Source organism: Carnobacterium pleistocenium FTR1 (genome assembly GCF_000744285.1).
In the GTDB taxonomy this organism is placed as follows: domain Bacteria; phylum Bacillota; class Bacilli; order Lactobacillales; family Carnobacteriaceae; genus Carnobacterium_B; species Carnobacterium_B pleistocenium.
Genome location: NZ_JQLQ01000002.1, coordinates 2,321,700 through 2,334,180, shown reverse-complemented (window position 1 = coordinate 2,334,180; position 12,481 = coordinate 2,321,700). Strand labels below are relative to the sequence as shown.

At 35.6% G+C, this 12,481-nt stretch carries 9 protein-coding genes; all 9 read left to right on the top strand.

The annotated features are described in order from the left end of the window. The first annotated feature begins 6 nt into the window (after positions 1 to 6). Positions 7 to 837 (top strand): metallophosphoesterase, encoded by an 831-nt coding sequence (locus tag BP17_RS11415; RefSeq protein ID WP_035054506.1) that lies wholly within the window; start codon positions 7 to 9, stop codon positions 835 to 837. A gap of 413 nt (positions 838 to 1,250) precedes the next feature. Continuing rightward, positions 1,251 to 3,428, top strand: a complete 2,178-nt coding sequence (locus tag BP17_RS11410) for a Tex family protein (protein WP_035054505.1) — start codon at positions 1,251 to 1,253, stop codon at positions 3,426 to 3,428. A 429-nt stretch (positions 3,429 to 3,857) separates the two neighbouring features. Further along, the gene (locus tag BP17_RS11405; protein ID WP_035054502.1) at positions 3,858 to 4,319 is read left to right on the top strand and encodes a SprT family protein; all 462 of its coding nucleotides are present in this window, start codon (positions 3,858 to 3,860) and stop codon (positions 4,317 to 4,319) included. A gap of 27 nt (positions 4,320 to 4,346) precedes the next feature. Continuing rightward, positions 4,347 to 5,765 carry a glycosyl hydrolase family 28-related protein gene (locus tag BP17_RS11400; RefSeq protein WP_035054500.1) on the top strand — a complete coding sequence of 473 codons (1,419 nt, stop codon included), beginning with the start codon at positions 4,347 to 4,349 and terminating at the stop codon, positions 5,763 to 5,765. Between the two features lie 78 nt (positions 5,766 to 5,843). Continuing rightward, positions 5,844 to 7,316, top strand: a complete 1,473-nt coding sequence (locus BP17_RS11395; RefSeq protein ID WP_035054498.1) for a nicotinate phosphoribosyltransferase — start codon at positions 5,844 to 5,846, stop codon at positions 7,314 to 7,316. A 105-nt stretch (positions 7,317 to 7,421) separates the two neighbouring features. Then, positions 7,422 to 8,249, top strand: a complete 828-nt coding sequence (gene nadE, locus BP17_RS11390) for an ammonia-dependent NAD(+) synthetase (protein ID WP_035054496.1) — start codon at positions 7,422 to 7,424, stop codon at positions 8,247 to 8,249. Between the two features lie 130 nt (positions 8,250 to 8,379). Continuing rightward, positions 8,380 to 9,324 (top strand): glycosyltransferase family 2 protein, encoded by a 945-nt coding sequence (locus BP17_RS11385; protein WP_035055483.1) that lies wholly within the window; start codon positions 8,380 to 8,382, stop codon positions 9,322 to 9,324. Positions 9,325 to 9,354: 30 nt separating this feature from the next. Further along, positions 9,355 to 11,256, top strand: a complete 1,902-nt coding sequence (locus BP17_RS11380; protein ID WP_035054494.1) for an LTA synthase family protein — start codon at positions 9,355 to 9,357, stop codon at positions 11,254 to 11,256. Between the two features lie 73 nt (positions 11,257 to 11,329). After that, entirely contained in the window at positions 11,330 to 12,460 is a 1,131-nt protein-coding gene (gene nagA, locus BP17_RS11375; protein ID WP_035054492.1) for an N-acetylglucosamine-6-phosphate deacetylase, read from the top strand. Positions 12,461 to 12,481: the final 21 nt, after the last annotated feature.

Sequence of the window (12,481 nt, the reverse complement as noted above, 5' to 3'; positions counted from 1 at the left end):
AAGTTTATGAAAATTGGTGTACTATCAGATCTGCATATTGATACTAATAAGAAAAGACTAGTTGGGAAAGAAGCTTTTTCAGAAATTATTATAAAACAAATCAACTATCAAAATATTGATTTGATGCTGATTGCGGGCGATATTAGCAGTGATTATTTAGTATCGCAACAATTTCTAGATGAAGTCACAGATAAAAGTGGTATTCCAGTTTTATTTGTCCCAGGAAATCATGACTTCTGGTCAATAAAAAATGGAGAAACAGATACCCAAAAAATCTATCGATTTTTCAAAAAACAGCCCAATAGTTTGTTAAATAAACCGTATATTTTAAATGATGAATGGGCCATTGTTGGAAATGCTGGATGGTATGACCATGGGTATGGAGATCAAACTAAATATACACAAGCAGAATTTAATGAAATGAAATTAAGATCGGGTATGTGGCAAGACAAACGATATGTTCATTGGGGAGAAGAGAATCAAGAAACTGCTCAATGGATGCTGAATAAGATAGAAGCAGACCTTCAATCAGTGGGGGATCGCAAGATCATCTTGATGACACATGTGGTTACTCATCCGAAATTTGTCGTTTCTTTGCCACATAAAATTTATGATTATTTCAATGCTTTTCTAGGAAGTTCTTCCTACGAAAGGCTTTATCAAATGTACCCGATTGCTTATAGTATCATGGGGCATGTCCATTATCGAAAAACCTTAGTGGAGAACCATGTGAGTTACATTTGTGCTTGTTTAGGGGGGTCTAAACATTGGCTGACCAAAGATCCAGAAACCGAAATTAGTAAAGCGATAGTTGTATTTCAACTACCGGAAAAGTAAAAAGTGGCTCTGGGTCAAATAAGGTGGATGACTCAAAATGGGATTTATTCTGGAATGAACAGGTTTGTTTGTGGAGAGCCATGAGAACGCCTTAAGCCTAAAAAAAGTCTTTCCGGCTTTCAAGCTTCAAACATAACGTAATCGCTGAGGTGTCAACCTTGTGTAATTCTCATTGAATCTAATACATGGCTACAAGCAACCTTGTTCCGCCAAAAATTTTTGGTGAGTCATTTAATTAATTTCGCAACTCTAAAAATTATAGGCCTTAAAAAGTAGGTAAAGAGGATAAAACCTTTTTGCCTACTTTTTTCAAGGAAATAAGAGCTTGCTGTGTATAATAAGCGTGATTTGGATAGCCTTCTTTATTTATGGTAAAATAGTTGAGTAAAGTGGAACGAGAGAGGAAGAACGACATGACTGAAACAAATGAATCAATTGTATTAGATCTACTAAAAAATGAATTGAAAAGTTATTCTAAAAAACAATTAACAACGGTCTTAGACTTACTAGCTGAAGGGAATACTGTCCCTTTTATCGCCCGATACCGAAAAGAAATGACTGGGACGTTGGATGAAGTTCAAATACGCGAAATAGAAGAGCGTCATAATTACTTAACGAATTTAGAAAAGCGAAAAAATGATGTTCTAAGAACGATTGAGGAACAAGGGAAATTAACACCAGAACTTGAAAGAGAAATTATAAAAGCAGCAAAAATGCAGCTAGTGGAAGATTTATATCGTCCGTTTAAACAAAAGCGTCGTACAAAAGCAACTATTGCAAAAGAAAGTGGACTAGAGCCATTAGCAGAGTGGCTGTTGTCTTTTCCAAAAGACAGTGTTCAAGCCGAAGCAGAAAAATACGTCGATGAAGAAAAAAAAGTTGCAACCAGTGATGAGGCATTAGCTGGAGCACATGAAATTCTTGCCGAAAAAATCGGGGATGAGCCTAGATATCGAACTTGGATCCGTGAGTACAGTTCTAAAAATGGAGCTATTACAGCTAAAGTTAAAAAGGTAGAAAAAGATGAAAAAGGAACTTTTGAAATGTACTATGATTATAGTGAACCATTATCAAAAGTTGCTTCTCATCGTATCTTAGCCATGAATCGTGGCGAAAAAGAAGATATTTTAAAAATCTCTTTTGCTCTAGAAGAAAGTAAAATCTATGAGTATTTAGAAAAACAATTAATTGAGCAGCCGCAATCAACAGCTGCACCGTTTATAAAAGCGGCTTACGAGGAGAGTTATAAACGATTCATCGGACCATCGATTGAACGTGAAATTCGTGCAGAATTAACTGAAACAGCGGGAGAACAAGCGATTCATATTTTTGGAGAAAATTTGCGTAACTTATTATTGCAAGCACCTCTAAAAGGTAAAATCCTGTTAGGATTGGATCCAGCTTATCGCACAGGGTGTAAGTTAGCTGTTATTGATCCTACAGGGAAAGTGCTAGCAATCGATGTAATTTATCCGCATAAGCCAGCGGGTGTCAATGCACGTGCTGAAGCAGCTGTTAAATTCAAAAAATTGATTGAGTCTTACCAAGTTGAAATGATTGCAATCGGAAATGGAACAGCTAGCCGTGAATCTGAAACATTTGTTGCTGAAAACTTAAAAGAAATGGGACGACAAGTTTTCTATGTTATTGTAAACGAAGCAGGTGCATCGGTTTATTCAGCAAGTAAAACGGCTCGAGAAGAATTTCCTGATCTGCAAGTTGAACAAAGAAGTGCTGTCAGCATTGCACGTCGTTTACAAGATCCGTTAGCCGAACTTGTTAAAATTGATCCTAAATCGGTTGGTGTGGGTCAATACCAACATGATGTTTCTCAAAAAAAACTAGAAGAACGACTTGATTTTGTAGTAGAAACAGCTGTTAATCAGGTTGGAGTAAATGTAAATACTGCAAGTGCACCTTTATTGCAACATGTTGCGGGATTAAATAAAACAACAGCAACGAACGTGGTAGCATACCGTGAAGAAAATGGCCGTTTTGAAAGTCGTGCTCAACTGAAGAAAGTTGCTCGCTTAGGCCCTAAAGCTTATGAACAAGCAGTTGGGTTCTTGCGTATCATTGGTGGGAAAAATGTATTAGATAACACTGGAATTCATCCTGAAACCTATAAAGAAGCAAAACAAATTATTGAATTAGCAGGATTGTCTTTATCAGATGTTGGCAGTATGGAAGCCAAAAAAGTTCTGGAAAAAATGGAACTATCAGCATTAACTGAACAAGTTGGTTTAGGTAAAGAAACCATAAAAGATATGGTACAAGCTTTGTCAAAACCAGGTCGTGACTTACGTGATGAACTAGCAGCTCCATTGTTGCGCACAGATGTATTAAGCATGGAGGATCTAATATCCGGTATGGAATTAGAAGGTACCGTCAGAAATGTTGTTGATTTTGGCGCTTTTGTAGATATAGGAGTTAAACAAGACGGAATGGTTCATATTTCTAAATTAAGCAAAGGATATGTTCAACACCCAACAAATGTTGTTTCAGTTGGAGATGTTGTAACTGTTTGGGTTGATAATGTGGATTTGAAAAAAGGACGCATTGCCCTAACGATGTTGAAACCAAAAGGATAAAGCGAAAACGATTCAACATGACAAGATGCAGAAAAAGGCTCTAGGTCAAATAGTGTGGATGCTTCAAAATGAAATTTCTTCTGGAATATACGAACTTGCTTGTGGAACCAAGGCAGCGCCTGAAGCCTGAAAGGAAGTCTGCAGACTTTTAAACTTCAAACACAACTTAATCGCTGAAGCGCTGATGCTGTTTCATTCACATTGAATCCAATGCATACTTACAAGCAACCCCTATTCCTCCAGAATTTTGGGATGAGCCATTTATTTATCCATACTAAAAATTATACAGCTTATAAAAAAGGAATTGTGATTTTCTCAATTCCTTTTTTGCTTGACAGCTTATAGTTGTGAGGCAGCTTGTAAAATTGTAAAATAAAATATAAGAAATGTGTTGGAAATAAAAAATGAGTTCTAAAAGGAAGAATAGATATGAATCAAGCTGAATTGCAAATACTAGTAAAGAAAATATCACGTGATTGTTTTGGACTACCTTTCCAACACCAAGCGGTATTTAACAATCGTCTGCTTACAACAGGAGGGCGTTATCACTTAAAGTCCCATAATTTAGATTTTAATCCTAAAATTTTAGAAGTCTTTGGAGCTGATGAATTTTTAGGGGTGATCAAACATGAACTGTGCCATTACCATCTGCATTTATCGGGTGAAGGCTTTCAACATAAAGATAAAGAATTTAAACAACTGTTAATAAAAGTCGGTGGCTCAAGATTTGTAAAGTCATTAAATAAGAATGTTAAACCCGTAAAAAAAAGAATGCTTTATCAATGTCAAAGTTGTTCACAGTTTATCTACCGACAACGCAAAGTTAACACTCAAAAGTACGTTTGTGGACAATGTAAAGGAAAGCTAATGTACATTGAGACTCAAGAATGAAGTGAGAAACTTTAAGGGGTGAAGTGAGTGAATCAAGAACAAGCGATTCAACAAAAGTTAACATCTATTTTTCCTTCATATAATAGTACGATAAAAAAAATAGAAGCTATTAGCGAAACGGAAAAGCTTTTTCGAACTTTAACAGGTAATTTGGCAAAACAGAAAACTGGTCGATTAGCAGTAAATGGACTTAGTTATAGAAAAAATGATTTTACAACTGAACCACCTGTTTTAGTAGGTGAAAAAGGGAATGTTTTTCCTCATTGGAAGATAGTACTAGACTTTGAAATGACTTGGTTAAAAAAAAGAACAAAAGAGGTTTCTGTTCTTGATTATGGTGCAGTGGGAGATGGGAAAAAAGATTGTACAAAAGCCTTTAAAAAAGCTCTCGCTAATGGTTTTAGACGTGTGGTCATACCGCCTGGAAAATACATTGTTAGAGGAATTGAAATTCCTTCTCATACAGAATTGATTGGAAGCGGGGTAAACCAAACCTTTCTTATCTTGCATAAAAATGCTCCTAAAAAGACACGCTTAATCACCAACAAGCAGCATTTAAATGGGAATCATCATATTTACATTGAAGGAATGAGTTTAGATTGGAATGTCACAAGATTGAACAACACTGAAAAAACTGCGAGTGGTGGGACTTACTCTAGTGGAATCACGTTGGCTCAAGTAAATTATGCCATAATCCGTAATGTAAAGATAATCAATCCAGGATTGCATGGCATTGATGTTACCGCAACACTTTATAATTACTCGGGAGACGGTCGCAGAGCAAACAGAGGCAGCCAATATGTCTGGATCGACCAAATAGAAACGAGCGGATTTGGCGATGATGGGATCACCACGCACCATAGTGATTATATTTTTATTTCTAATTCTTATGCCCATCATCCTAGTGGCCGTTCTCATAAAAAAAATTACGCTAATTCGAATGGCATTGAGGTAGATGATGGTTCGCAGCACGTTACCTTAGTAAATAATCATACGGCTTTTTGTTTTGGAGGAGTTGAGATCAAAGCTCATGAGACAAGTTCCGCTGCATCCGATATCCAAATTATTGGTCATCTTTCGGAGCACGATAATCGTTCTTATAATTTTAGACACATTGGTCATCATCAAGAAGACGATGCGTATTCTAAATCAGCATTTGGCGTAAGGGGAACTTTTTTGGCCGCTTGTTATCCACAGTTAACAGAGCTTTATACAGCTTCGACCCCAAGAGCCTTAGTTGTATCAGCCTACCAAAAAGTAGCCATCCGCCATTTCTTTGCTGTAACTAAACTAGAGGATCGTTCAGACAAAATTGCCTTATCCATCCAATATCGTGCAGGAGAAGTAGCCATTAAAGAAATTCGTTTAAAAAATTATGAACAAGCAACAAAACCTATCAGAATAGCAAAAGGAACTGGGAGAGTATTTGCGGATCAGTCCAGTTAGATAATCTCTTGAAATCTCCATATTTTACTGAGTTTATGGTATGATTAACGGGAATAAATTACAGATAGGGGAACAGTAATGAATACGATATATCCAGATGACAGTTGGGCATTACACACTGATCTATACCAAATTAATATGATGAAAACCTATTGGGAATTAGGAAAAGCAGATTCTCATGCGGTTTTTGAGGCGTATTATAGAAATAATCCTTTTCAAAGTGGCTACGCTATTTTTGCTGGATTAGAACGCGTGATCAACTACATTCAAAAATTAGAATTCACAAAAAGCGATATCGATTATTTAAGAAGTTTAGCTACTTATCCTGAAGAATTTTTAGTTTACTTAAAGAATTTCGAATTTAGAGGAACGATTCGCTCAATGATTGAAGGTGAAGTTGTTTTTGCTGGTGAACCGCTTATTCAAGTGGAGGGGCCTTTAATCGATTGTCAATTAGTCGAAACAACTATTTTAAATATTTTGAATTACCAGACTTTAATTGCAACTAAAGCTGCTAATATTAAGTCTATTGTAAAAGATGAGCCAGTATTAGAATTTGGAACTAGAAGAGCGCAAGAAATGGACGCTGCTATTTGGGGAACAAGGGCAGCTTATATTGGCGGATGCGATGCTACTAGCAATACACGTGCAGGTAAAATTTTTGGTATCCCAGTCAGTGGGACGCATGCTCACTCATTAGTACAAGTTTATCGAAATGATTATGATGCTTTTATGGCGTACGCTACAACACATAAAGATAATGTGTTTTTAGTGGATACGTATGATACCTTGAGATCTGGTGTACCAAATGCTATCCGAGTTGCCAAAGAATTAGGCGATAAAATAAACTTTTTAGGTGTACGCATTGATAGCGGAGATATGGCATATATTTCAAAACGAGTACGCCAACAGCTTGATGATGCAGGTTTTACTGAAGCAAAAATATATGCATCAAATGATTTAGATGAAAAAACAATTTTAAACTTAAAAATGCAAGGTGCTCGAATCGACGTTTGGGGTGTGGGAACAAAACTAATCACAGCCTATGATCAACCTGCTTTAGGCGCGGTTTATAAACTAGTTTCTATTGAAGATGAGCAAGGAAATATGGTAGATACATTGAAGCTTTCCAGTAATGCTGAAAAAGTTTCTACTCCTGGGAAAAAACAGGTGTGGCGTATTACAAAAAATGATGGTGGAAAGTCACAAGGAGATTATATTACGCTATGGAATGAAAGACCCGATCAAAAGGAAGAGCTGTTTATGTTCCATCCCATTCACACATATATTAATAAAACAGTTACTGATTTCAGTGCTAGACCCTTATTAAAAGAGATTTTTGTCGATGGAAAATTAGTTTATGATTTACCAAAATTAATAGAAATAAAAATGTATGCTAAAAACAGCTTAGGTATGCTTTGGGAAGAATACAAGCGTAACTTGAATCCAGAAGGGTATCCAGTAGATTTATCGCAAGCTGCTTACGATCATAAAATAAAGTCTATCGAAAATGTACGTGACAATGTAAAGAGATTAGCTGAAAAAATATAAATAGTAGTGTAAAGTAAATGACTAAATAATCTTGACCCTTTTGAATGAGAAAATATACAATGCTCTATTTAACTTAACGTATAATCAAAGAGAAGAGGATGCTGTATGTCAAAATTAAAAGAACAAATCATTAAAGAAATGTGCGTTCGTCCATCTATTGATCCAAAAGTTGAAATACGAAAAAGTGTGGATTTCTTGAAAGACTATTTGAAAAAGCATTTATTTTTAAAAACGTTGGTGCTCGGTATTAGCGGAGGGCAAGATTCTACATTAGTTGGAAAATTAAGTCAATTGGCTATGATTGAATTGCGTGAAGAGACTGGAGACAATGAATACCAATTCATTGCTGTACGTCTTCCTTACGGAGAGCAAGCTGATGAAAAAGATGCTATGGACGCTATTGAATTTATTGGGGCGGACAAAATCGTTAAAGTAAATGTGAAGCCTGGAGTAGATGCAACAGTAAAAACATTAGAAGATAGCGGTACATCGATTAGTGATTTTATTAAAGGAAATATCAAAGCTCGTCAGCGCATGATCATTCAATATGCGATAGCCGGGAGTTATAACGGAGCTGTAGTAGGAACAGATCACTCTGCAGAATCCGTTACCGGATTTTATACAAAATTTGGAGATGGCGGAACGGATATCAATCCAATCTTTAGATTAAATAAACGTCAAGGGAAAGCACTATTAAAAGAACTAAGTGCTCCTAAACAGCTATACGAAAAAACACCAACTGCTGATTTAGAAGAAAATAAACCGTCTTTACCAGATGAAAAAGCATTGGGCGTGACTTATGATCAAATAGATGATTATTTAGAAGGCAAAGAGACACCAAAAGAAGCAGCTCAAAAAATTGAGAGCTTGTTCTTAAAAACGGAACACAAACGTCACTTGCCAATTACAATATTTGATGATTTTTGGAAATGAAAAGCTAACTACAAAAGGAATAAGTACTGATAAAAGGCTGGAACATAAATTCCAGTTTTTTTGTTATCATAAATCCAGAAATTCTTAGACCATTTTTCAAAAATTAGGCAAGGAGATGGAATTAGTGGAAATGGAAAAACTGTCACTCGTTATTCCCTGTTATAACGAAGAACAAACGATTCCCCTTTTTTTTACTGCGGTTGAAAAAATCCGAACAGCATTACCGAATACAAGTATTGAATATATATTTGTCAATGATGGTTCAAAAGATCATACATTAACGGTACTAAGAGAGATGGCAAAACAATACCCTGATTCTGTTAAGTATTTATCTTTTTCACGAAATTTTGGAAAAGAAGCTGCTTTATATGCCGGATTAGAATATTCTACTGGCGACTATGTAGCTGTAATGGATGTTGATTTGCAAGATCCTCCTGATTTATTGCCTCAAATGCTCCAACTTATCCGACATGAAGAATATGATTGTGTAGGGACAAGAAGGGTAAGTCGAAAAGGTGAGCCTCTTCTCCGTTCATTTCTGGCTAAAGAGTTTTATCGAATCATGAAGCGCATTTCAGCCGTTGAATTTGTTGACGGAGCGCGAGATTATAGACTAATGACTCGTCAAATGGTAGAAGCTGTTCTTTCCATGACTGAAGTCAATCGCTTTTCAAAAGGAATGTTCAGCTGGGTAGGATTTGACACGAAATACTTAGAGTACGAAAATAAGGAACGGGTGGCTGGTAAATCTTCCTGGTCGATATGGTCTTTATTTAAGTATTCATTAGATGCAATTGTTGATTTTTCAGATATCCCCCTAGCAATAGCTTCTTTTGTGGGATTGACTTCGTTTATAATGGCTATCTTCTTTATGATTGCAATTGTTATACGAACAGTATTGTTTGATGATCCAACCGCGGGGTGGCCTTCTTTAGTGACCATTGTATTGGCTATTGGAGGATTGCAATTATTTTGCTTAGGAATAGTGGGCAAATATCTTGGGAAAACGTATCTTGAAACAAAGAAGAGGCCAATCTATATTTTGAAGGAAACAGACAAAAAAAATAAAAGGTAAAATAAATTTTTTTTAGCAAAGGTGGATAGAATGGAAAAAATAAGCAGACATAAAACAAGTCAATCCTTATATAAAGAGTCAAGTATTCTTATAAATAGTTTGATAACGATTCTAATAGGACTGATTATAGCGTTTTTCGGAAATTTTTTACTTCAATTTTTTCAAAATCAATATGATTTTTCGCTAGCTGTCAATTTTACTTTTTATTGGAACACGGAAATATTTTTATTGGGAGCGCTTTTGCTGTTTCTGCTGTATTTATGGATAGCAGCACTGGTTGGTTCGCGTTGGTTGAGTGTCTTGATCATGACAGTTATTATAGTTGCAATGGGAGTGACCACACAGCAGAAAATGGCTTTGCGTGGAGAACCATTATATCCTTCTGACCTTTTGCTAATCAGTGATTTGCCTTTTTTAATTCAAATGGTCGATAGTAAATTGATTTTAGTAGTCATTATCTTTCTAATCAGTGTAGTAAGTTTAAGTACTTATATTATCATTAAGAAGAGAAAAAGAGATTCCAAATATTTGGATACAGCTGTCAAAAAGAAGATGAACTGGCTAGTGAGAGGGAGTACGTTCTTCATTACAAGTGCCGTTCTTTTTTACAGCTTGGGCTTCAATCAGCCAGATAATATATTAAGGCAAGCATATGATCGGTATGCTTATTGGATACCTTATAGCCAACAGATGAATTATTATAATAACGGATTTATAGGCGGGTTTTTGTATAATATTGGCGTAGAAGCAATGGAAAAACCAGCTGATTATTCAAAAAAACAACTAACAACGATCGTTCAAAAGTATGAAGAAAAAGCGTCTGAAATAAATGAAAATAGATCAGCGGTAATAAATGATGTGAATATTATATATGTAATGAATGAAAGCTTTTCAGATCCTTTAGCTCTTGACGGGATAACCGTTTCAGAAGATCCTATTCCAAGAATACGGTCTCTAAAAGAAGAAGTAGTGAGTGGGACTATTTTATCTCAAGGATATGGAGGTGGAACAGCTAATATTGAATTTGAAGCATTGACTGGACTGTCAATGGAACCAATGTCTGCTAGTTTAACAACACCTTATACTCAACTGGTTTCTAGGATGAGCGAGCTGCCTTCTGCCGTCTCTTACTTAAAACAGCAAGGATATAAAGCAACGGCTATACATCCTTATAACACAACGATGTATAAACGGAATGAAGTGTATCAAAATCTAGGATTTACAACATTTTTAAATGAAACAAATATGGAGTTTTTAGATAAAAAAGAACAAAATCCTTATATTTCAGATGAATCCGCTTATCAAGAAGTCTTGAAACAAATGGAATCGACAAATGAATCGGATTTTATTCATTTGGTAACTATGCAGAATCATATGATTTACGATGGCAAATACCCTGATACAGATTTTTCAGCTCAAGGAACGGGGAATGCCGAAGAAGCGGCTAATTATTTGCAGGATTTAGCGTATAGTGATGTGGCATTAGCTGATTTTTTAACCACTGTGGAACAACTCCCGGAAAAAACAATCGTTGTATTCTGGGGAGATCATTTGCCAAGTTTTTATAGTGAGACGATTATAGAAACCAACGGGAATTTGAAAATACATCAGACACCACTGCTGATCTATTCTAATTTCACTGAAAATAATGATACAGTAGAAACCATCAGTCCAATCTATTTTATGAATCATATTTTAGATATTTCAGACGCACAAGTCACTGCTTTTTATGCTCTTTTAATGGAATTAGAAGAAGCCTTACCAGCTTTTGAAAAAGGAATGTATATTGAACGAGATTCAACAATAGTGTCTGAAAAACGAAATGAACTCTCAAAGGAAACACAGGAGCTATTAAAGGTTTATGACGCAATTCAATACGATGTTACCGTGGGTGAAAATTACAGTAAGGCTCTTAACTTCTTTGAAGATTAAGGGCTTTATTTTTCACTTGCTTTTTTGGTCTATACCACTTATAATGATAAAAAAGAGTAAGGGAGATAAAAAAATGGCTAATGTACTAACAAATGTAACAGTCTATACAGGAGAAGAAAAAATTGAAAATGCTTTTATTCGTTTTTCTGATGAAATTTTAGCTGTAGGAAAAATGAATGATTATAAGAAAAAAACATTTGATCAAGAACAAGACGCTGCTGGAAAAATTATTTTACCTGGCTTTATTGATGTTCACAGTCATGGCGGGTATAGTTATGACAATATGGACGGCAATGCTGAAGAAATCAACCAAATGATTGGGAAAATGCATAAAGAAGGCATAACTTCTTACTTTGCTACAACAATGACACAGTCTTATGAAGCCATTGATAAAGCACTTATGGCAATTAATGAAGCTGCAACTAAAAATCCAGTGATTCAAGGAATTCATTTAGAAGGTCCTTTTGTATCGAAGGCTTTTAAAGGAGCTCAACCTGAAGAATTTATCCGTGTACCGGATGCAAAACAAATGGAAAAATGGAATAAATTAAGTGGAAATCGGATTCGTTTAGTGACTTATGCTTCTGAAACAAGTGATGCGTCTGCATTTGAAGACTATTGTGTCAATCATGATATTATCCTTTCAATCGGTCACAGTAATGCTACAAGAGCTCAGTTGATGGACTCTAAAGCTTCACATATTACACATCTATATAATGCGCAAAGAGGGTTGCATCACCGTGAACCTGGAGTAACCGGTCATGCTTTCTTAGAAGATACTATTTATACTGAGATGATTGTCGATGGGTACCATATTCATCCTGATATGGTTAACCTTGCATATAAAGTTAAGGGACCAGACAGAATCGAAGTAATCACTGATTCAATGCGTGCTAAAGGTTTACCTGATGGAGAAAGCGAATTAGGCGGGCAAAAGGTTCTTGTAAAAAATAATCAAGCAAGATTAGAAGATGGTACATTAGCAGGGAGCGTATTGAAATTTAATGACGCATTCAAGAATATTATGGCATTTACAGGATGCAGTATTGAAGATGCTGTTAAAATGACTTCTGGTAATCAAGCAAGAGAATTCGGCTTGGCTAAAAAAGGCAGTCTAAAAGTGGGTAAGGATGCTGATTTAATTTTGATGAACAATGATTTTGATATCGAGCATACATTTAGTTTTGGAAAAATGGTTTATTAAAAAAGTGAATTGAAAAGGTGG

Bases quoted from the DNA above. Each gene is read 5' to 3' on its own strand.
- BP17_RS11415 (WP_035054506.1), top strand. From the start codon at position 7: ATGAAAATTGGTGTACTATCAGATCTGCATATTGATACTAATAAGAAA.
- BP17_RS11410 (WP_035054505.1), top strand. From the start codon at position 1,251: ATGACTGAAACAAATGAATCAATTGTATTAGATCTACTAAAAAATGAA.
- BP17_RS11405 (WP_035054502.1), top strand. From the start codon at position 3,858: ATGAATCAAGCTGAATTGCAAATACTAGTAAAGAAAATATCACGTGAT.
- BP17_RS11395 (WP_035054498.1), top strand. From the start codon at position 5,844: ATGAATACGATATATCCAGATGACAGTTGGGCATTACACACTGATCTA.
- nadE (WP_035054496.1), top strand. From the start codon at position 7,422: ATGTCAAAATTAAAAGAACAAATCATTAAAGAAATGTGCGTTCGTCCA.
- BP17_RS11385 (WP_035055483.1), top strand. From the start codon at position 8,380: ATGGAAAAACTGTCACTCGTTATTCCCTGTTATAACGAAGAACAAACG.
- BP17_RS11380 (WP_035054494.1), top strand. From the start codon at position 9,355: ATGGAAAAAATAAGCAGACATAAAACAAGTCAATCCTTATATAAAGAG.
- nagA (WP_035054492.1), top strand. From the start codon at position 11,330: ATGGCTAATGTACTAACAAATGTAACAGTCTATACAGGAGAAGAAAAA.